At 65.2% G+C, this 19,469-nt stretch carries 18 protein-coding genes; 8 read left to right on the top strand and 10 right to left on the bottom strand.

Features of this window, described 5'->3' with window-relative positions; translation table 11 throughout:
- The first annotated feature begins 37 nt into the window (after positions 1-37).
- The 4 genes from IVB36_RS06880 (at position 38) to IVB36_RS06865 (ending at position 3,012) form a co-directional block, all read left to right on the top strand.
- Positions 38-1,864 carry an ABC transporter ATP-binding protein/permease gene (locus tag IVB36_RS06880; RefSeq protein WP_018454621.1) on the top strand — a complete coding sequence of 609 codons (1,827 nt, stop codon included), beginning with the start codon at positions 38-40 and terminating at the stop codon, positions 1,862-1,864.
- A 422-nt stretch (positions 1,865-2,286) separates the two neighbouring features.
- Entirely contained in the window at positions 2,287-2,496 is a 210-nt protein-coding gene (locus tag IVB36_RS06875) for a hypothetical protein (protein WP_018454620.1), read from the top strand.
- A gap of 25 nt (positions 2,497-2,521) precedes the next feature.
- Positions 2,522-2,695, top strand: a complete 174-nt coding sequence (locus IVB36_RS06870; RefSeq protein ID WP_018454619.1) for a hypothetical protein — start codon at positions 2,522-2,524, stop codon at positions 2,693-2,695.
- Between the two features lie 146 nt (positions 2,696-2,841).
- A complete protein-coding gene (locus tag IVB36_RS06865) occupies positions 2,842-3,012 on the top strand; it encodes a hypothetical protein (RefSeq protein ID WP_157642917.1) in 171 nt (56 codons plus the stop codon).
- Positions 3,013-3,027: 15 nt separating this feature from the next.
- Here IVB36_RS06865 and IVB36_RS06860 read toward each other — a convergent pair whose 3' ends face one another.
- The 4 genes from IVB36_RS06860 to IVB36_RS06845 form a co-directional block, all read right to left on the bottom strand.
- On the bottom strand, positions 3,028-3,246 hold the full coding sequence (locus IVB36_RS06860; RefSeq protein ID WP_018454617.1) for a hypothetical protein: 219 nt from the start codon (positions 3,244-3,246) through the stop codon (positions 3,028-3,030).
- A gap of 110 nt (positions 3,247-3,356) precedes the next feature.
- Complete coding sequence (locus IVB36_RS06855) at positions 3,357-3,803, bottom strand: GNAT family N-acetyltransferase (protein WP_018454616.1); 447 nt, start codon at positions 3,801-3,803, stop codon at positions 3,357-3,359.
- Positions 3,803-4,831, bottom strand: coding sequence for a peptidoglycan -binding protein (locus IVB36_RS06850; RefSeq protein ID WP_018454615.1), 1,029 nt, complete (start codon positions 4,829-4,831; stop codon positions 3,803-3,805). The genes IVB36_RS06855 and IVB36_RS06850 overlap by 1 nt, the downstream gene beginning before the upstream one ends.
- Positions 4,832-4,835: 4 nt before the next feature.
- The gene (locus IVB36_RS06845) at positions 4,836-5,855 is read right to left on the bottom strand and encodes a flagellar motor protein MotA (protein ID WP_018454614.1); all 1,020 of its coding nucleotides are present in this window, start codon (positions 5,853-5,855) and stop codon (positions 4,836-4,838) included.
- Between the two features lie 216 nt (positions 5,856-6,071).
- On the opposite strand from IVB36_RS06845, the gene IVB36_RS06840 reads away from it, so the two are divergent.
- The 4 genes from IVB36_RS06840 to IVB36_RS06825 all read left to right on the top strand — a co-directional run bounded on the left by IVB36_RS06840 (position 6,072) and on the right by IVB36_RS06825 (position 13,077).
- Positions 6,072-7,091 carry a cyclopropane-fatty-acyl-phospholipid synthase family protein gene (locus IVB36_RS06840; RefSeq protein WP_247294142.1) on the top strand — a complete coding sequence of 340 codons (1,020 nt, stop codon included), beginning with the start codon at positions 6,072-6,074 and terminating at the stop codon, positions 7,089-7,091.
- Positions 7,092-7,322: 231 nt separating this feature from the next.
- Positions 7,323-8,516: an efflux RND transporter periplasmic adaptor subunit gene (locus tag IVB36_RS06835; RefSeq protein WP_085351844.1), complete on the top strand. Its 1,194-nt coding sequence runs from the start codon at positions 7,323-7,325 to the stop codon at positions 8,514-8,516.
- A gap of 6 nt (positions 8,517-8,522) precedes the next feature.
- Positions 8,523-11,675: an efflux RND transporter permease subunit gene (locus tag IVB36_RS06830; protein WP_018454611.1), complete on the top strand. Its 3,153-nt coding sequence runs from the start codon at positions 8,523-8,525 to the stop codon at positions 11,673-11,675.
- 262 nt (positions 11,676-11,937) lie between these two features.
- The gene (locus IVB36_RS06825; RefSeq protein WP_018454610.1) at positions 11,938-13,077 is read left to right on the top strand and encodes an AAA family ATPase; all 1,140 of its coding nucleotides are present in this window, start codon (positions 11,938-11,940) and stop codon (positions 13,075-13,077) included.
- A 33-nt stretch (positions 13,078-13,110) separates the two neighbouring features.
- Here IVB36_RS06825 and IVB36_RS06820 read toward each other — a convergent pair whose 3' ends face one another.
- From IVB36_RS06820 to IVB36_RS06795, 6 genes are all read right to left on the bottom strand, one after another.
- Entirely contained in the window at positions 13,111-13,896 is a 786-nt protein-coding gene (locus IVB36_RS06820) for an inositol monophosphatase family protein (RefSeq protein WP_018454609.1), read from the bottom strand.
- Between the two features lie 85 nt (positions 13,897-13,981).
- Positions 13,982-15,076, bottom strand: coding sequence for a tetratricopeptide repeat protein (locus IVB36_RS06815; RefSeq protein ID WP_018454608.1), 1,095 nt, complete (start codon positions 15,074-15,076; stop codon positions 13,982-13,984).
- Positions 15,077-15,084: 8 nt separating this feature from the next.
- Positions 15,085-15,759, bottom strand: a complete 675-nt coding sequence (locus tag IVB36_RS06810) for a thiamine phosphate synthase (RefSeq protein ID WP_018454607.1) — start codon at positions 15,757-15,759, stop codon at positions 15,085-15,087.
- A gap of 3 nt (positions 15,760-15,762) precedes the next feature.
- Positions 15,763-16,788, bottom strand: a complete 1,026-nt coding sequence (locus tag IVB36_RS06805; RefSeq protein WP_018454606.1) for a class I fructose-bisphosphate aldolase — start codon at positions 16,786-16,788, stop codon at positions 15,763-15,765.
- Positions 16,789-17,062: 274 nt separating this feature from the next.
- The gene (gene fba / locus IVB36_RS06800) at positions 17,063-18,130 is read right to left on the bottom strand and encodes a class II fructose-bisphosphate aldolase (protein WP_018454605.1); all 1,068 of its coding nucleotides are present in this window, start codon (positions 18,128-18,130) and stop codon (positions 17,063-17,065) included.
- 67 nt (positions 18,131-18,197) lie between these two features.
- Entirely contained in the window at positions 18,198-19,394 is a 1,197-nt protein-coding gene (locus IVB36_RS06795; RefSeq protein WP_018454604.1) for a phosphoglycerate kinase, read from the bottom strand.
- Between the last annotated feature and the right edge of the window lie 75 nt (positions 19,395-19,469).

The raw sequence follows: 19,469 nt of genomic DNA, 5'->3' as shown, positions 1-19,469 counted from the left end.
GACGGACCACCTTCTCTTTGTCTTTTGGTCGGATCTCATGAGCGCAGTAGAACGGCTTGAAACCGGGCCCGCGGAAGCCCCGTCGATCGAGGCCGACCTGATCGAGGCGCCGGCGAAGAGCCGCGCGAAGCTGCGGCCGCTGTTGGCGCTCGCGCCCTATGTCGCCCGCTATCGCGGCCGGGCGGCGCTGGCCTTTGTCGCGCTGACGATCGCGGCGCTGACCACCCTGCTGGTGCCGGTCGCGGTGCGCAGGATGATCGATTTCGGCCTGACGCCTGAGGGCATCGAGCTGATCAACAGTTACTTCTCGGTGATGATCGCCGTCGTCGCCGTGCTCGCGCTGGCGAGTGCCGCGCGCTACTACCTCGTAATGACGATCGGCGAGCGCATCGTCGCCGATCTCAGGCGCGACGTCTTCGCCCATCTGCTCTCGCTGTCGCCGGCCTTCTTCGATTCCGCGCGCAGCGGCGAGCTGGTGTCGCGCCTCACCGCCGACACCACGCAGATCAAATCCTCCGTTGGCGCCTCGGTCTCGATCGCGCTGCGCAATCTGATGATGTTCTTCGGTGCCGCGGCGATGATGGTGATCACCAGCCCGCGTCTGTCGGGATTCGTGCTGCTGGCGATTCCCCTGATCGTGCTGCCGCTGGTCGCCTTCGGGCGCTGGGTGCGGCGGCTGTCGCGCAACGCGCAGGACACGCTGGCCGAGGCCTCCGCCTATGCGAGCGAGCTGGTCGGTGCGATCCGTACCGTGCAGGCCTATACCAGCGAGAGCCTCGCCGAGAGGCGCTTCGGCGGCGAGGTCGAGCAGGCCTATGAAGCCGCGCGCACCTCCACGCAGGCGCGTGCCGTGCTCACCGCCATCATCATCTTCATCGTGTTCGCAAGCGTGGTCGCGATCCTCTGGATCGGTTCGCACGACGTGCTGACCGGCACCATCACGCCGGGCCGGCTCGGCCAGTTCGTGCTCTATGCGGCCTTCGCCGCGGCCGGCCTCGGCCAGCTCAGCGAAGTCTGGGGCGAGATCTCGGCGGCATCAGGCGCTGCCGAGCGCCTGTTCGAGATCCTGCATGTGCAGCCCGACATCACCGCGCCCGCGTCGCCGCGCGCGCTGCCGGTGCCGGCGCGCGGCGAAGTCGGCTTCGACCAGGTCAGCTTCGCCTATCCGGCGCGGCGCGACGTCAATGTGCTCGATGCCGTGTCGTTCGCCGTGCGTCCCGGCGAGAAGGTCGCGATCGTCGGTCCGTCCGGCGCCGGCAAGAGCACGATCTTTCATCTCTTGTTGCGCTTCTACGATCCGCGCAGCGGCGCGATCTCGCTCGACGGCGTGCCGGTCAAATCCGCCGATCCCCGTGAATTCCGTTCGCGCATTGCGCTGGTGCCGCAGGAATCCAACGTGTTCGCGGCCAGTGCCCGCGACAACATCCGCTTCGGCCGGCCCGATGCCACCGATGCCGAGGTCGAGCGCGCGGCCGAGCTGGCGCACGCCGCCGAGTTCATCCGCCGCCTGCCCGAAGGTTTCGACACCCCGCTCGGCGAGCGCGGCGTGACGCTGTCCGGCGGCCAGCGCCAGCGCATCGCGATTGCGCGCGCGATCCTGCGCGATGCGCCGCTGCTGCTTCTGGACGAAGCCACCTCCGCGCTCGATGCCGAAAGCGAGACGTTGGTGCAGACCGCGCTGGAAGAGCTGATGCGCCACCGCACCACGCTCGTCATCGCGCACCGCCTCGCAACCGTCTTGTCGTGCGACCGCATCTTGGTGATGGACCAGGGCCGGATCGTCGAGCAGGGCACGCATGCGGAGCTCGTCGCTGCGAACGGGCTCTATGCCAGGCTGGCGAGGTTGCAGTTCGAGGGGGCGTGAGGCGAGGTAGTCTGGACTGCCGCTTCATTCAGGCTGTCATCCCCCGCGCAGGCGGGCGATCCAGTACTCCGAGACGGAAGTGATCAAGCGATAAGCCGCGGCGTACTGGATTCCCCGCCTCCGCGGGGAATGACAGCGGAGCTTTTGGCGAGAGCGTCGCACCACGTGGTCTCCCTTCGTAGCCGGGTCGATAGCGGACATTTGTCGATCTGATCGGCTGCGCGATTCGAATCGGCCACATCGTAAGGTGATCGATGGAAGCGGCGCTGCTGGCTGTCGCAGAACATGGGCGTCGTCGTTTTGATGAGTTTCGGAATGCTCGTCGTTGGCTTCCGGAATTTCGGACAGCGTTGGCGCGCCCGGAGGGAGTGGACGGCCGCGGCTGCTGAAGCTAGGGTTCGGGCCGACCCAGGAGACGCCAAATGCCTTATTCGACAGCCGACCAGACCCGAGGCGAGCGCAACGGCAAGCTTGTCGCCGACGTCTTCTGCGCGCTCTTGCTTGCTACCTTTTCCGTGGTCTTCTTCGGTTGGCTCGGCGGTCTGGCCGCCTTCATTGTCGTCGAAAGTTGCCTGCTCGCAATCGATTGGGTGGTTCCTAGCAAGAACGATGCGGCAGGCGTTGTTCGTTGAGCTGACGGAGTGGACGGTGTTGTGAATGATTGTTCTGATCGGTCCGGTACTGTTCATCCTCCTCATCCTGTTCGCTATTCGACAGCAGATGCGCGGCCTTGCGGGGTGGAAAGCGGCGCTGCTTGTTGTCGCTGGTAGCGGCGTCATCGTTGTGCTGAGTTTCGGATTGCCCATCGTGGGCTTCCGGAATTTCGGATAGGGCAGCCCGCGCCCTGAGCCGAGTGGATGAACCTTGCAGTTCCCCCGGATGTGGCGCCTAATCAGGTATCGCCGGCCAAAGGCTCGTCCGTAGGCGTCGGTGCCTGAGAGATGATTTGTGCTCCCGCCTCAATGGGAGTGCGCCTCATGGCCCCGCCATTCAGCAAGGAAACCCACGAACTTTTGGAGCGGGCGCAGCGAGCGATCGATGAGTCGATCCGGCTTCGCGAAGACAGCCAACGCGCGATCCGCCAAGCCGAAAGCTGGCAGTTCGAGCTTGAACTCCGCTTGAGCCGAGAGCGCACCGCGGCGAGTTGACGGCAGCACTGCTTATCAGCACTTCGGCGACAGCGCCGGCACGTTCGGCCATGGCCAGTTCTTCCAGCTCCCGTCCTCATCAACGCAGGCCGATGGCCCAAGGCCATTCGTCGGAGCACTCGTCGTCTTGACCGGCGTGGCGAGGTGCTGGTCGACATAGCTCGTCGAAACATATCCGGCGACGATGACGCCGAGCAGGACCGAAGACCCCTTGGCCAGATCGCTCAATTTCATCGGTCATCTCCATCCGCTTGCCGGCGCAACTTGCGGGCACAACGACTAGCTGACGTCCTGGGATCCCGACGTGACGGCCGTCACGCGTCCAGAATCAAGATCGCCAGAATCTAAGGTTGCCAAATCATCTTCAGCACCGGACGTCCCGAGGTCGGGTTCACCTCGTCGCCGGCATGCGCGAAGCCTTTGCGCTCGTAGAAGCGGATGGCGCGGCTGTTGTCCTTGTTGACAAGCAGCGTCACGCCCGCCGGTGACAGGCGCTTGGCCTCATCCACCAGCAGCCGCGCCGCGTCCGAGCCCCAGTGCGCGGGATCGACCACGAGCTGGTCGAGATAACCGTCGCCGTCGATGGTGACGAAGCCGGTCAGCGCGCCGTCCTGCTCCGCGACCACGATCGAAGCCTTCGGCACCAGCTCCTTGCGCCAGCGCTCGCGCCACCAGTCCAGGCGGGCCGCGAAGTCGATCTGCGGATAGGCCTGCTGCCAGGTGCGATGCCACAGGTCAATCGAGGCGGCCTCGTCCTCGGGACGGTAACGGCGGAGGTGGAGGGCGCTCACTACCGCTCCGTCAGCTTCAGCTCGATGCGGCGGTTGCGCTTGTAGGCTTCCTCGGTGTTGGCCGTGTCGAGCGGCTGGAATTCGCCGAAGCCGGCGGCGACCAGGCGCTGGGCCGGCACGCCGAGCGAGATCAGGTACTGCACCACGGAGATCGAGCGCGCGGCCGAGAGGTCCCAGTTCGACTTGAAGTTCGGACCGTTGACCGGGCGCACGTCGGTATGGCCGTCGACACGCAGCACCCAGGGGATCTCGTTCGGGATTTTCTTGTCGAGATCGATCAGCGCGGTTGCGAGCGTGTCGAGCTCGGCGCGGCCTTCGGGCAGCAGCACCGCCTGTCCGGTGTCGAAGAACACTTCGGACTGGAATACGAAGCGATCGCCGACGATGCGGATGTCGGGGCGGTTGCCGAGGATGGCGCGCAGGCGGCCGAAGAATTCCGAGCGATAGCGCGACAATTCCTGCACGCGCTGCGCCAGGGCGACATTCAGGCGAGAGCCCAGGTCGGCGATGCGATTTTGCGATTCCTTGTCGCGCTTCTCGCTAACGTCGAGCGCCTCTTCCAGCGCGGCCAATTGCCGCCGCAGCGCGCTGATCTGCTGGTTCAGCACCTCGATCTGCGCCAGCGCCCGGGCCGAAACCGCCTTCTCGGAATCCAGCGCCTTGCCGAGCTCGGAGGACTTGCCTTGCGCATCGTTGCCGGCCGCGGCGAGCCCCTCATAGAGGCCCTTGATGCGGTCGCGCTCGCTCTCGGCCGAAGCGAGGCCGGCTTTCAGTGACGAGACCTGGTCGTCGAGCGTGAGCTTGCCGAGCTTCTCCAGCGACAGTAATTCGTTGAGCTGCGCGATCTTGGCGTTGAGCTGCTCCAGCGCCTTGTCCTTGCCGGTGACCTCCTGCGACAGGAAGAACTGCACGACCAGGAACACCGACAGCAGGAACACGATCGACAGCACCAGCGTCGACAGCGCGTCGACGAAGCCGGGCCAGTAGTTGAAGGAGGTATCGCCGCGGCGACCGCGCGCCAGTGCCATGTCGCTAACCCTTCTCGGGCTGACGCGCGATGCGCTCCAGCAGGCGCCGGATCTCGCGGTTCTGCTCGCCCTGGCCGTCGGCCCATTCGCGGATCATCTGCTGCTCGGTCCGCATATGCGAGACCAGCGCCTGGATGGCTTCGGCGAGGCTCGCCATCGCCGCGGTGGTGCCGCGGCTGCCGCTGCCTTCCTCGAGCACGGAGCGTAAGCGCTCGACGACGGCCTGAAGCTCGCCGCTGGCAATGCCACCGCCAGTGCCGGCAACAGCCACCTCGCCGCTGCCATATTCGCGCACGGTGGTGGCAAGCCAGTCTTCGAGGTCGGTGTAGAAACGGTTCTGCGCCTGGCTCGATTGCAGGTCGAGGAAGCCCAGGATCAGCGAGCCGGCGAGGCCGAACAGCGAGCTCGAGAACGAGATGCCCATGCCGCCGAGCGGGGCGGCCAGCCCCTCCTTCAGCGTGTCGAACAGGGCGCCGGAATCGCCGCCGACCTTGAGCCCGTCGATCACCTTGCCGACCGAGCCGACCGTTTCGATCAGGCCCCAGAAGGTACCGAGCAGGCCGAGGAAGACCAGAAGCCCGGTCATGTAGCGGGAGATGTCGCGGGCCTCGTCGAGGCGGGTCGCGATCGAATCGAGCAGGTGCCGCATGGTGGTCTGGGTGATCGACATCCGCCCGGTGCGCTCGCCGCCGAGGATCATCGCCATCGGCGCCAGCAGCTTGGGGTGGCGGGCGGGCGCAAGGCCGGGATCGGCGATGCGGAAATTGTTGACCCAGGAGACTTCGGGATACAGCCGGATCACCTGGCGGAAGGCCAGGATGATGCCGATGAACAGCACGCCGCCGATCAGGGCATTGAGGCCGGGATTGGCGAAGAAGGCCTGGATGATCTGCTTATAGAGCACCACGCCCACCAGGGTGCAGAGCACCAGGAAGACCAGCATCCGCACCAGGAAGACGCTGGGCGAGGATAGCTTGGTGTATTCGATGTCGAGGGAGGAGCGGGGCGAGGCGCCTGGCGGCATGGCCGGTATCATCCGTTAACTTGCTTGCGGCGCGCACTATGGCACAGCGCCAGCCCAAAAAAAGCGCCGGATGCGCCGATTTCGGGGAGAGCTGGGGAACCCAAGGCTGAAACCGGCTTTGGTAAGGACGTACTTTGCAAATCGTCGGCATTCCACAGGTTCAAGTCGCACTTTTCCCCTGGCGCCAAAACCCGCCGCCCAAGACGGAGTCGTCGCATGAGCGTCGTGTCCGCGATCATCGGGACTGCCGAACGGGTGCCGTTGCCTGATGTCGTGATCCGCGCGGCGATCCAGCGCCTGTGCTCGCGCACGGTGACGCGCCTGTCCGCGCTGGGCGGGGCGGACGATGCCGCCTTCGCCGGGCGGATGATGCTGCGGCCGATCGCCGAGGACGCGGATGCCGAGCACGACGAGGTGCCCGCTTCGTTCTTTGCGAAGGTGCTCGGCCCCAACCGCAAATACTCCTGCTGCTTCTACAAGACCGACGCGACCACCTTGCGGGAGGCCGAGGAGGAGGCGCTGCGTCAGACCGCCGAGCATGCCGCTCTCGCCGATGGTCAGACCATCCTCGAACTCGGCTGCGGCTGGGGCTCGCTGTCGCTGTGGATGGCGCGGCAGTTTCCGCACGCCAAGGTGACGGCGGTGTCGAGCTCGCAGGCGCAGCGCGCCCATATCGAGGAAGAGGCGCGGCTGCGCGGTCTTCTTAATCTGCGGGTGGTCTGCGCGGACATCAACGTGTTCGCGCCCGACGGGCAATTCGACCGCATCGTGTCGGTCGAAATGTTCGAGCATGTGATGAACTGGCGCAAGCTGATGACGCGCTTGCGATCATGGCTCGCGCCGGAGGGGCGGTTCTTCATGCACATCGTCGCCCATCGCTCCGGCTCTCACCTGTTCGACCGGGCCGATCGCGACGACTGGATCGCGCAGCGCGTCTCCACGGGCGGGCTGATGCCGAGCCATCACCTCGTCAGGCAATTCGACGATATTTTCACAGTCGAGAAGGAATGGTGCTGGAGCGGCACGCACTATCAGCGCACCGCCAACGACTGGCTCGCCAATTTCGACGCGCATCGCTGTTTCATCGAAGCGGCCTTGCGCAACATCCATGGCGAGGAGACCGCCCAGCGAATGCGACGCTGGCGCTGGTTCTTTCTCGCGACCTCGGGCCTGTTCGGCTATGCCGACGGAACCGAGTGGGGCGTCAGCCACTACCGCATGAAGGCGGCGGGGTAATTGCGGTCTTCTGACGCAGCACGCGGTGATGGAACCGGACTCACAATCGGGTGAGACGCGAAAAACGCCGTGAACTCAGCACCCTAGGCCGTGTGACATTGGGCCGCCCGCAAGGTGCGTTGCGTCGCAGCACGTCCGCTCTATTTTGACCGCATCAGCCGCGTGCCATGGCCCAGAACGGGCCTCGCGCCGAGCGGGATCGGTTTCAACAATATCGGGGCACCCCATTTCATGTCAGGACTTCGCGCGCGATCGGCATGCGTTGCAATGATGCTCGCGGCCTTTACGCCGCTGTTGGCGGGCTGCGACGAATCCAGCTCCGCCATTTCAGCCGCCCAGCCCAACGACCCCGACGTCAGCATCGTCATCGTCAAGCCGCAGCCGCGTGCCGTGGTGCGCGAGCTGCCGGGCCGCATTGCGCCGACGCGCGTCTCCGACGTGCGGCCGCGCGTGTCCGGCATCGTGGTCGAGCGCCTGTTCCGGCAGGGCAGCGAGGTGAAGGCCGGCGATCCACTGTATCGGATCGATCCGCGTCCGTTCGAGGTCGAGGTGATGGCCAACGAGGCTGCGGTCGCCAAGGCCGAGGCCGCGTTGATGCAGTCCCAGCAGCAGGCGCGCCGCATCGCCACGCTCACCAGCCAGCGCGCCGCGCCCGAAGCCGAGAACGAGAAGGCGATCGCGGCCGAGCGCCAGGCCCATGCCGAGGTCGAGGGCCGCAAGGCCGATCTCGCGCGCGCAAAGCTCAATCTCGACTATGCCACCGTACGCGCGCCGATCGACGGCGTCGTCGGTGCCGCCCTGGTCAGCGAGGGCGCGCTCGCGGTCCAGAACGAGACCAATCTGGCCACCATTCAGCAGCTCGATCCGATCTATGCGGATTTCACCCAGTCGGTGAACGAGCTCAACCAGCTCCGCCGCGCCTTCGAGAGCGGTGACCTCGAGCGCATCGCGCCCGACGCCGCCAAGGTGCATCTCGTGCTCGACGACAACACCCTCTACTCGCTCGACGGCAAGTTGCTGTTTTCGGATGCCAAGGTCGACGCCAATACCGGTCAGGTGACCTTGCGTGGTGAGTTCCGCAATCCGAAGCGCGAGCTGCTGCCGGGCATGTATGTCCGCGTCCGCATCGACCAGGGTCTCGATAGCGATGCGATCGCCGTGCCGCAGCAGGCGATTCAGCGCAATGGCGGCGGCGGCAGCGAGGTGTTCGTCGTCAAGGACGACAATCGCATCTCGGTGCAGCCGGTGCGCACCGGTTCGGTGCAGGACGGCATCTGGTTCGTCACCGACGGCCTGAAGGCTGGCGACAAGGTCGTGGTCGAAGGCTTCCAGAAGTTCGCCGCCGGCGACAAGGTCAAGCCGCAATCCTGGTCGGAAGCGGATGCGACCGCCGACAACCGGCACGCCCAGAAGCTGATGCGGTAATAGACCATGGCGAGCTTCTTCATCGACAGGCCGATCTTCGCCTGGGTCGTCGCGCTGTTCATCTGTCTGGTCGGCGCAATTTCGATTCCGCTGTTGCCGATCGCGCAGTACCCGATCATCGCGCCGCCCTCGATCTCGATCTCGACCAGCTATCCCGGTGCCTCGCCCGAGAACCTCTACAACAGCGTCACGCGGCTGATCGAGGAGGAGCTCAACGGCGCCTCCGGCATCCTCAATTTCGAATCGACCAGCGACTCGCTCGGCCAGGTCGAGATCATCGCCAATTTCGTGCCGGGCACCGATACCAGCGCCGCCTCGGTCGAGGTGCAGAACCGCATCAAGCGCGTCGAGGCGCGGCTGCCGCGCGCGGTGATCCAGCAGGGCATTCTGATCGAGGAAGCCTCCAGCGCGGTGCTCCAGATCATCACGCTGAACTCGACCGACGGCAGCCTGGATGAGGTCGGCCTGGGCGACTTCATGATCCGTAACGTGCTGGGCGAGATCCGCCGCATCCCCGGCGTCGGCCGCGCCACGCTGTATTCGACGGAACGTAGCCTGCGCGTCTGGGTCGACCCGGCAAAGCTGGTCGGCTATGGCCTGACCGCCGACGACGTCAACAAGGCCATTGCCGCGCAGAACGCGCAGGTCGCTTCGGGCAGCATCGGCGCCGAGCCGTCGACCTCGACCCAGCGCACCTCCGCGCTGGTGCTGGTCAAGGGCCAGCTCTCGTCCCCGGATGAATTCGGTACCATCATCCTGCGCGCCAATGCCGACGGGTCGACCGTGCGGCTGCGCGATGTCGCGCGGATCGAGGTCGGCGGCCTCAGCTACCAGTTCAACACCCGTCTCGATGGCAAGCCGACCGCCGGTCTTTCCGTGCTGATGTCGCCGACCGGCAATGCGCTGGCGACCGCGAGCGCCGTCGAAGAGAAGATGAAGGAGCTGTCTCGCTTCTTCCCGGCCAATATCGGCTACGAGATTCCATACAACATCACGCCCGTGGTCGAGGCCTCGATCAAGAAGGTGTTGTCGACGCTGGTCGAAGCCATCGTGCTGGTGTTCGTGGTGATGTTCCTGTTCCTGCAGAACATCCGCTACACCATCATTCCGACCATCGTGGTGCCGGTGGCGCTGCTGGGCGCCTGTACCACGCTGCTGCTCGCCGGCTATTCCATCAACATGCTCTCGATGTTCGGCATGGTGCTCGCCGTCGGCATCCTCGTCGACGATGCCATCGTCGTAGTCGAGAACGTCGAGCGCATCATGGCCGAGGAGGGGCTGCCGCCCAAGGAAGCGACGCGGAAAGCGATGTCGCAGATCACCGGCGCCATCATCGGCATCACGCTGGTCTTGATGGCCGTGTTCGTGCCGATGGCGTTCTTCCCGGGCTCGGTCGGCATCATCTACCGCCAGTTCTCCGTGACCATGGTCGCCGCGATCGGCTTCTCGGCCTTCCTCGCGCTGTCGCTGACGCCGGCACTGTGTGCGACGCTGCTCAAGCCCGTCGCGGCCGGTCATGGCCATGCCAAGAAGGGCGTGTTCGGCTGGTTCAACCGCATGCTCGACGGCAGCAAGGAGGGATATTCCCGCACCGTCGGCTTCTCGCTGAAGCGCACCGGCCGCTTGATGCTGGTCTATGTCGCGCTGCTCGCCGGCCTGTCCTGGGCCTTCGTCAATCTGCCCGGCGGCTTCCTGCCCGTCGACGACCAGGGCTTCGTCACCACCGACGTGCAGACGCCGTCGGACTCGTCCTACGGCCGAACCGAGGCGGTGATCGAGAAAGTGGAAAAATACCTGGCGCAGCGTCCGGGCGTCGACAACGTCACCTTCCTCACCGGCTTCAGCTTCTCCGGCCAGGGCATGAACACCGCGCAGGCCTTCATCACCCTGAAGGACTGGTCGGAACGCGGGCCGAAGGATTCTGCGGCCGCGATCGTCGCCGACATCAACCGCGATTTGTCGTCGTCGATCCGCGACGCAAAAATCTCCGCGCTGCAGCCGCCGCCAATCGACAATCTCGGCAACTCCTCGGGCTTCTCGTTCCGTCTCCAGGACCGCGGCCAGAAGGGTTATCCGGCCTTGATGCGCGCCGCCGATCAGTTGATCGCGGAGGCCAATGCGAGCGCTGTGCTGCAGAAGGTCTATGTCGAGGGCCTGCCCGAGGCCGGCGTGGTCAATCTCGTGATCGACCGCGAAAAGGCGGGCGCCTTCGGCGTCACCTTCGAGGACATCAACAATACGATCTCGACCAATCTCGGCTCGAACTACATCAACGACTTCCCGAACCGCGGCCGCATGCAGCGTGTCGTGGTGCAGGCCGATGCCCGCGACCGCATGCGGACCGAGGACATCCTCAACTACAACGTCAAGAACAGCCGCGGCCAGCTCGTGCCGTTCTCGTCCTTTACCACCGTGGAATGGGCGCGCGGACCGACGCAGATCGCCGGCTTCAATTATTATCCGGCGGTGCGCATCTCGGGCGAGGCGAAACCCGGCTTCACCTCGGGCGATGCCATCGCGGAGATGGAACGGCTTGCCGGCAAGCTGCCGCGCGGCTTCGGCTATGAATGGACCGGGCAGTCGCTCCAGGAGAAGCTGTCGGGCTCGCAGGCGCCGTTCCTGCTCGGGCTCTCGGTATTCGTGGTGTTCCTGTGTCTGGCCGCGCTTTACGAGAGCTGGACCATTCCGCTCGCGGTGCTGCTCACCGTGCCGCTCGGCATCGTCGGCGCGGTGGTCGCGGCGATGCTGCGCGGCCTGCCCAACGACGTCTATTTCACCGTCGGCCTGATCACCATCATTGGCCTTGCGGCCAAGGACGCGATCCTGATCATCGAGTTCGCCAAGGATCTGCGGAAAGAAGGCAAGCCGCTGGTGGACGCCACCATCGAGGCCTGCCGCCTGCGCTTCCGCCCGATCCTGATGACCGGCCTTGCCTTCATCTGCGGCGTGCTGCCGATGGCCATCGCCCATGGCGCCGGCGGCGCCAGCCAGCAGGCGCTCGGCAGTGTCGTGATGGGCGGCATGATCGCGGTAGTGATCCTGGCGCTGCTGATGGTGCCGGTGTTCTTCGTCTCGGTGCAGCGCGTGCTGGGCGGGGATCGGGAGAAGGCGGCGAAGCAGGGCGAGATGTACGGGCCGCCGGCGCCGGCCGAGCTGTAAGGTGAGGTGTCATGCCCCGCGCAGGCGGGGCATGCCGTACCCCGCGGCCTTTCCGTATCCGAGCGGCGTCTCTGGAATACTGGATCATCCGCCTTCGCGGATGATGACCGTCGGGTTTGCGCTGGTGAGAGTCGGCCATTGAACGCCGGATCGGTCGGCTTGATTTCTCGGAGGCCTCAATCCAGACTGCACCCCTGGATTGAAACATCGTATTCGCACCTTACTGCGAATGCGGAGATAGCCCGCCGATTGAGAGCATGTGATGCGTCCGACCGACATTGCGATCTCGAACTATCGCTCCATTCGGCGGCTCTCCATACCCATCCATCCCCTGTCGGTGTTCGTCGGCGAAAATGGAGTCGGCAAGTCCAATCTCTACAAGTCCTTGTCGCTGTTGCGCGACGCGGCGACCGGTCAGATCACCCGCACGATCGCCGATGAAGGCGGTTTGAATTCGGTCTGCTGGTCCGGCATACGCAAGCGAGGCGAAGACGGGCGGCTGCGGCTGTCGGCGACATTCGACGGCATGAGATATTCCATCGAGCTCGGATTTCCCAGCCCGCTTCAGGCGGCATTTTCCGGCGAGCCGATGATCAAGGCCGAAACGATCGAAACGACGCGCGGCAAACGCACGGTCAAGCTGATGGAGCGGATCAATTCGCTCATCAGCGTCCGCGGCGAGAGTGGCGCCTGGAACGCTCACAAGGATGCGGTGCTGCCGTCAGAGACCGCGCTTGCGGCTTTTTCCGATGGCAAGCAATGCCCGGAAATCGACCTGATCAGAAATGCAATGCTGGGCTGGCGATTCTATCATGACTTTCGCACTGATCCGGCGTCACCGATACGAAAGCCTTGTCTGGCGATCGCAACGCCCTCGCTCAGCGCCGATGGCATCGATCTGGCTGCCACCCTGGCGACCCTCTATGTCATTCGGGAAGACGCCGACGACCTGCAGGACGCGATCCAGGATGCATTCCCGGGTGCCGAACTCCGCGCATGGGAAGAAAATGGCAGGTGTGAATTCGATCTGCAATTGCCGGATATGCCGCGGCCGTTCAGGGCTCATGAACTGTCCGACGGGACGCTGAAATACATCTGCCTGCTCGCGGTATTCATGGGCTATCGGCTGCCGCCGTTCATTGCGCTGAACGAACCCGAGACCAGCCTGCATCCGTCGCTGCTTGCGCCGCTGGCCCGGCTCATCGCCAAGGCATCGCGCCGCGCCGACATCTGGATTGTCACCCATTCGGAACAGTTGATGGACGCACTGCGAAGCGAGAGTTCGGTCCCGCTCCGCCGGGTGATCAAGTCGAAAGGCGCCACGGCGATCGAGGGCCTGACCATCGGCGGTGAATATCGCGACGACGAAGCCGACGAGGACGATGAGGACGACGATTCCTAACCGTCGTCGATCGAGCCGTCGTGCTGCTGCGGCCTACTTCCGCAAGATCTTCACCAATTCCCCGTGCACGTATTCATTCCCGCACACGACATTGCCTGTCACCAGCGCGTCGCCCGGCGTATCGATGTCGGTGATCGTTCCGCCCGCCTCGCGCAGCATGATCAGACCCGCCGCGATGTCCCAGGATTGCAAATTGCGCTCCCAGTAGCCGTCGAGGCGGCCGGCGGCGACGAAGGCCAAGTCGAGCGAGGCGGCGCCGAAGCGGCGCAGGCCGGCGACGCGCTCCTGCATCGCGGTCATCTCGCGACGGAATTCCTCGTGGTCGCCGCGGCCGATATGAGGCAGGCCGCAGGCCACCACGCATTCGTTGAGCTGACGGCGGCCGGCCACGCGCAGCCGCTGGTCGTTGAGGAAGGCGCCCTTGCCGCGCTCGGCGATGTAGAGCTCGTCATTGGCGGGATTGTAGATCACGCCGGCGATGATCGTGCCCTCGCGCGAAAGCCCGATCGAGATCGCGAATTGCGGGATGCCGTGCAGGAAGTTGGTGGTGCCGTCGAGCGGATCGACGATCCAGGTGTGGCTCTTGTCGGAGCCCTCGCGCGTTCCGCCTTCCTCGCCGATGAAGCCGTAGCCGGGCCGCGCCTTGGCGAGGTCCTGGTAGAGGATCTCCTCGGCGCGCTTGTCGGCCAGCGAGACGAAATTCGCCGGTCCCTTCAGCGAGACCTGGAGATGCTCGATCTCGCCGAGATCGCGCTTGAGGCTGCGGCCGGCGCGGCGCGCGGCCTTGACCATGACGTTGATAGTTGCGGAATATAGCATGAGCTTCCGGTCTTGATCGGGGGAAATGGCGCGAAATCGCGCCTGTTTGAGGGATGGGGTGCCCTGCGGGGGCCTCAACGTCAAGTCATTTGGCCCCGAGCCATTTCCTGGCGGCGGCCTCGGCCTTGGCCCGGTCCTCGGCCGGCAAATCGGACAATTGCTTGTCCAGCTCCGGATCGCCCTTGCCGGAGGTCTTGGCCACCAGATGCCACTTGAAGCCTTCGACCTTGTCCACGGCCGTGCCCATGCCGTTGATCAGCACCCAGGCCAGCCGGTTCTGCGCGATCGCGCTGCCCTGGCGGGACGCCTTGCGGAGCAGGGCGACGGCCGCCGGCTGGTTCTTCGGCGTGCCGGTGCCGTTGAACAGCGCGATGGCGTATTCGACCTCGGCATCGACATTGTCGGTCAGCGTGGCGACCTGGAGCAGACGCACCGCCCGTTCCAAATCCTTCGGCACGCCAGTGCCTTCCTTGTAGAAGGTCGCGAGCGCGTATTGCGCCTCGGGCAGGCCGGCATCAGCCGCCTGGCGCAGCAGCTCGGCGGAGCGCTTGACGTCCTGCGGCAGGGTCTGGCCGTCGAGATAGAGCAGCGCGAGATTATAGGCCGCCTTGGGTTCGCCGAGCTTGGCGGCGGACGCCATCAGCTTGACCGCCTCATTTTTGTCGACCGGGCCGCCGCGGCCGGTCATCCTCAGCATGGCGAGCGCGAACATCGCCTCGCGGTCTCCGGCGTCGGAGGCGCGCTTGTACCATTGCAGCGCCTTGGTGTAGTCGCGTCGGATGCCCATGGCGTTGGAATAGAGCTCACCCAGCATGGTCATCGCTTTGGCATCGCCGGTTTCGGCACGGGCCGTGGCGAGTTCGAAGGCGGTCTTGTACTGGCCGCGCTGATAGGCGCCGTACACCAGATCGACGTTGGGGTTGTCGGTCGGCGGCGCCGGAATCACGGTCGCGGCCGGAGCAGGCTTTGGGGAAGCGGAAGGTTTCGGGGAGGCTGAAGGTTTGGGTGCCGGCGGCGCTTCCTTCTTCTTGGTGATGGTGTGCGGCGTGGCCTTCGGCTTGTCTTTGGTTTTCTCGGCCGAAGCGCCCGGCGTTGCCACCGGCGGCGTGATCTGGAGCTGCGCGGCCGCGGGCGCCGTCAGCAGCAGCGTGGCCAGCATGATGATGCGCGGGAGCTTCATGTCGGGCGCTAGCCGTGCTCCTGGTCTGCAAGCGCAGTCGCATGAGCCTTCTTGATCGCAGCGTCGGCCTCGATCAGCGCAGCCTTGGGTCCGCGCGGATCGGCCCAGATGAAGTCGCCCACCAGCACGAAATCGGCGCCGCTGGCGGCGAATTCGTGGGCCTCCTCCAGCGAGATGGCAAAGCCGACGCAGGGCGGTTCGAACAGCTCGGCCCACCAGTCCAGCCGCTCAGCGATCGCTTGCGACGACGGCCGCTGGCCCTTTGCGTCGGGTTCGCCGAACAGCACGTAATCCGCGCCAATCTCGCCCGCATCCATCGAATGGTGCCGCGTCGTCAGCCCGCCAACGCCCGCGATGCGATCGGGCTTCAGCGATGGCAGCGCCTCTTTCAGCGCGGCGATGCCGGGCAGATGCGCGCCGTCGGCGCCGCCGCGTGCGACGAGCTCAGGATGGCCATCGACAAGCAGCGCCGCGCCCGCTTTCTGAGCCGGCGGCGCCAAGGCCTTGATCCGCGAGATCATGGTGCGCTGATCGGTCTGCTTCAGCCGCAGCAGCACGGCCGCGACATCGGCGGCGGCGAGCAGGCCGGGCAGCTCGGCCAGGAGCGAAGCGGGATCGTCGACGACAGGCGTCGCGAGATAAAGGCGCGGCGCCGGGCGCGGCGGAGGAGATTTGTTCGACAAGATCTAGGCCGCTTTCTGTTCCAGGCTGCTTTGCCATTCGCCTTTGCAGGCGAGGCCATTCATGCGCGCGCGGTGACTGAATGCGCTTTGTCCGGCCGCGACGTTCTCGGCCTTGCCTGACCAGGCCTTCTGCGGCGCGGCCTGGAGTGCGCGACCATAGGAGAAGGTCAGGCCCCAGGGCAGCGGGCCGAGCTTGTGCATGGCGTTGAGATGCGCCGTTGCCTCTTCATCCGATTGGCCGCCGGAGAGGAAGGCGATGCCGGGCACCGCCGCGGGCACGCACGCCTTGAGCAGCCGTATCGTCTTCTCCGCGACCTCCTCGACGCAAGCCTGCTTCGCGCACTTCTTGCCGGAGATGGCCATGTTCGGCTTCAGCACCATGCCCTCGAGCGCGACGCGCTGCACGCGCAATTCCTGAAACGTCTTGTTGAGCACACGGCTCGTCACCTCATAGCAGCGATCGATGTCGTGATCGCCGTCCATCAACACTTCGGGTTCGACGATCGGCACGATCTGCGCGGCCTGGCACAGCGCTGCGTAGCGCGCCAGCGCGTGGGCGTTGACGCTGATCGCAGTCATGGAAGGGATGCCACTGCCGATGTCGATCACCGCGCGCCATTTGGCGAAGCGTGCGCCGCGCTCGTGATATTTCTTCAGCCGTTCGGCGAGCTTGTCGAGCCCGACGGTGACGAGCTCGCCCGGACACATCGGCAGGGCTTGGGTGCCTTCGTCGACCTTGATCCCGGGGATGGCGCCGCTGCTCTCGATCAGCTTGACCAGGGGCGTGCCGTCCTTCGCGTTCTGCCAGATCGTCTCGTCATAGAGGATGACGCCGGAGATGTAGCGGCTCATGGCTTCGTTCGAGCGGAACAGCATCTCGCGATAGTCGCGGCGGTTCTCTTCGGTCGATTCCACGCCGATCGCGTCGAAACGCTTCTTGATGGTGCCGGAGGATTCGTCGGCGGCAAGGATGCCCTTGCCGGGCGCGACCAGGGCGGTCGCGATCCTGTTCAGCTCAGTCAGATTCATCGAGATGTCCTCCCAAAACGATTCTGCCCTTGCCGGTGAAAATAGACCGTTCTCGGGCAAATGCCGAGTTAACGTTCGTCGCAGGGTAAGGGCTGGGGCAGCGTTGGGCCGGCCGGGCGACTCTTCACCTCGCCCCGCTTCGGGGAGAGGTCGGATCGCCCTTGCGATCCGGGTGAGGGGGGTACAGGTCCCGCAGTCATCTCATCTGCCGAGAGAGCCCCTCACCCCAACCCTCTCCCCGCGAAGGGCGGGGAGAGGGGAAGGATAGAGCAGCTTACGCCACCTTCGGGGCGAGCTCGCCCTTGGCGTAGCGCTTGGCCATCTCGGCCGTGGTCAGCACCTTCTTGATCTTGGAGGCTTGGCCCGCGGTATTGAATTCCTGGAGCCGCTGCTTGCACAGCCTGGTCATCGCTTCCATCGCGGGCTTCAGGTACTTGCGCGGATCGAACTCTTCGGGATTGTCCTTGAGCACTTTCCGGATCTGGCCGGTCATCGCCATGCGGTTGTCGGTGTCGATGTTGATCTTGCGCACGCCGTTCTTGATGCCGCGCTGGATCTCGGCAACAGGCACGCCCCAGGTCGGCTTCATCTTGCCGCCATAGGCGTTGATGATGTCCTGGAGGTCCTGCGGCACCGAGGAGGAGCCGTGCATGACGAGATGCATGTTCGGCAGCTTGCGGTGGATCTCCTCGATCACGTTCATGGCGAGGATGTCGCCGTCGGGTTTGCGGGTGAATTTGTAGGCACCGTGAGACGTCCCCATCGCGATCGCGAGCGCGTCGACCTGGGTCTCCTGGACGAACTTCACGGCTTCATCCGGATTGGTCAGGAGTTGGTCGTGGCTGAGCTTGCCCTCGGCGCCGTGGCCGTCTTCCTTGTCGCCCATGCCGGTCTCGAGCGAGCCGAGCACGCCAAGCTCGCCCTCGACCGAGATGCCGCCGAGATGGGCCATGTCGGTTACGGTCTTGGTGACGCCGACATTGTAGCCCCAGTCACCGGGGGTCTTGCCGTCGGCCTTGAGCGAGCCGTCCATCATCACCGAGGTGAAGCCGGCCTGGATCGCGGTCATGCAGGTGGCCGGCTCGTTGCCGTGGTCGAGATGCACGCAGACCGGGATGTGCGGGTAGATCTCGGTCACCGCGTCCATCATGTGCTTGAGCATGACGTCGTTGGCGTAGGAGCGCGCACCGCGCGAGGCCTGGATGATGACGGGCGCGTCGACCTGGTTGGCCGCGTCCATGATCGCCAGCGCCTGCTCCATGTTGTTGATGTTGAAGGCCGGGACGCCGTAATCGTTCTCCGCCGCATGGTCGAGCAATTGACGCAACGTGATCCGAGCCATCTGTGTTTTTCTCCCGTTTGGGCCTGCAAGGCCACTGCTTGAAGGCGGCTGACGACTTGCCGACCGATTACTTGGTGCGCAGAACTTCGACGCCGGGCAGGGGCTTGCCTTCCATCCATTCAAGAAATGCGCCACCGGCGGTCGAGACATAGGTGAACTGACCGGCCACATGGGCCTGGTTGAGAGCCGCGACGGTGTCGCCGCCGCCCGCGATCGAGATCAGCTTCTTGGCCCTGGTGCGCTCGGCGGCATGCTTGGCGGCGGACATCGTGCCGCGGTCGAACGGCTGCATCTCGAAGGCACCGAGCGGTCCGTTCCAGACCAGCGTCGCCGCATCGTCGATCGCGGCATGGACACGTGCGATCGACTGCGGACCGACGTCGAGGATCATGCCGTCGGCCGGGATCGCGTCGAGGCCATAGGCGTGCGACGGCGCGTTGGCCGCGAAATGATAGGCGACGGTAGCGTCGACCGGCAGGATGATGGCGCAGTTGGCGGCTTCGGCCTTTTCCATGATGCGCAACGCGGTCGCGGCGAGATCCTTCTCGGCCAGCGACTTGCCGATGCCGACGCCCTGGGCGTGCAGGAAGGTGTTGGCCATGCCGCCGCCGATCACGAGCGCGTCGACCTTAGTCACGAGGTTTTCGAGCAGGTCGATCTTGGTCGAGACCTTGGCGCCGCCGATGATAGCGATGACAGGCTTGGTCGGTGAGCCCAGCGCCTTCTCCAGCGCGACCAATTCGGCCTGCATGGTGCGGCCGGCATAGGCGGGCAGCTTGTGGCCGAGGCCTTCGGTCGAGGCGTGGGCGCGGTGCGCGGCCGAGAACGCGTCATTGACCCAGATGTCGCCGAGTTTTGCGAGCTCCGCGACAAAGGCCGGATCGTTCTTCTCTTCCTCTTTGTGGAAGCGGGTGTTTTCGAGACAGAGGATGTCACCGTCCTTCAAGCCGGCAACGGCCTTGACCGCGGGCTCGCCGATGCAGTCGTCGGCGAAGGCGACGGGCTTCTTCACCACCTTCGACAGCGCCTCGGCCACGGGCTTGAGCGAGTCCTTGGCATCGCGCCCTTTCGGCCGGCCGAAATGCGCGAGCAGGATGACCTTGCCACCCTTGTCCGAGATTTCGGTGATGGTCGGCGCGACGCGCTCGAGCCGGGTTGCGTCGCTGACGCGGCCGTTCTCCATGGGCACGTTGAGGTCAACGCGCAGCAGCACGCGCTTGCCCTTCACATCGACGTCGTCGAGGGTGCGGAATGATTTCGTCATCGGAGGCCCTTGTCCCGGGCGCACCGCGGCGCGTAGTGCCGCCGTGCAGAACCGGGACCCAAATTGCGGCGAGTC

Origin of the sequence: Bradyrhizobium sp. 35, from assembly GCF_023073215.1 — a bacterium.
Taxonomy (GTDB): Bacteria; Pseudomonadota; Alphaproteobacteria; order Rhizobiales; family Xanthobacteraceae; genus Bradyrhizobium; species Bradyrhizobium canariense_D.
This window is presented reverse-complemented; position numbering and strand designations above follow the sequence as displayed.

Bases quoted from the DNA above. Each gene is read 5' to 3' on its own strand.
- IVB36_RS06860 (WP_018454617.1), bottom strand. From the start codon at position 3,246: ATGAAATTGAGCGATCTGGCCAAGGGGTCTTCGGTCCTGCTCGGCGTC.
- IVB36_RS06865 (WP_157642917.1), top strand. From the start codon at position 2,842: ATGGCCCCGCCATTCAGCAAGGAAACCCACGAACTTTTGGAGCGGGCG.
- IVB36_RS06795 (WP_018454604.1), bottom strand. From the start codon at position 19,394: ATGACGAAATCATTCCGCACCCTCGACGACGTCGATGTGAAGGGCAAG.
- IVB36_RS06805 (WP_018454606.1), bottom strand. From the start codon at position 16,788: ATGAATCTGACTGAGCTGAACAGGATCGCGACCGCCCTGGTCGCGCCC.
- IVB36_RS06880 (WP_018454621.1), top strand. From the start codon at position 38: ATGAGCGCAGTAGAACGGCTTGAAACCGGGCCCGCGGAAGCCCCGTCG.
- IVB36_RS06825 (WP_018454610.1), top strand. From the start codon at position 11,938: ATGCGTCCGACCGACATTGCGATCTCGAACTATCGCTCCATTCGGCGG.
- IVB36_RS06850 (WP_018454615.1), bottom strand. From the start codon at position 4,831: ATGGCACTGGCGCGCGGTCGCCGCGGCGATACCTCCTTCAACTACTGG.
- IVB36_RS06870 (WP_018454619.1), top strand. From the start codon at position 2,522: ATGATTGTTCTGATCGGTCCGGTACTGTTCATCCTCCTCATCCTGTTC.
- fba (WP_018454605.1), bottom strand. From the start codon at position 18,130: ATGGCTCGGATCACGTTGCGTCAATTGCTCGACCATGCGGCGGAGAAC.
- IVB36_RS06815 (WP_018454608.1), bottom strand. From the start codon at position 15,076: ATGAAGCTCCCGCGCATCATCATGCTGGCCACGCTGCTGCTGACGGCG.
- IVB36_RS06875 (WP_018454620.1), top strand. From the start codon at position 2,287: ATGCCTTATTCGACAGCCGACCAGACCCGAGGCGAGCGCAACGGCAAG.
- IVB36_RS06830 (WP_018454611.1), top strand. From the start codon at position 8,523: ATGGCGAGCTTCTTCATCGACAGGCCGATCTTCGCCTGGGTCGTCGCG.
- IVB36_RS06840 (WP_247294142.1), top strand. From the start codon at position 6,072: ATGAGCGTCGTGTCCGCGATCATCGGGACTGCCGAACGGGTGCCGTTG.
- IVB36_RS06820 (WP_018454609.1), bottom strand. From the start codon at position 13,896: ATGCTATATTCCGCAACTATCAACGTCATGGTCAAGGCCGCGCGCCGC.
- IVB36_RS06835 (WP_085351844.1), top strand. From the start codon at position 7,323: ATGTCAGGACTTCGCGCGCGATCGGCATGCGTTGCAATGATGCTCGCG.
- IVB36_RS06845 (WP_018454614.1), bottom strand. From the start codon at position 5,855: ATGCCGCCAGGCGCCTCGCCCCGCTCCTCCCTCGACATCGAATACACC.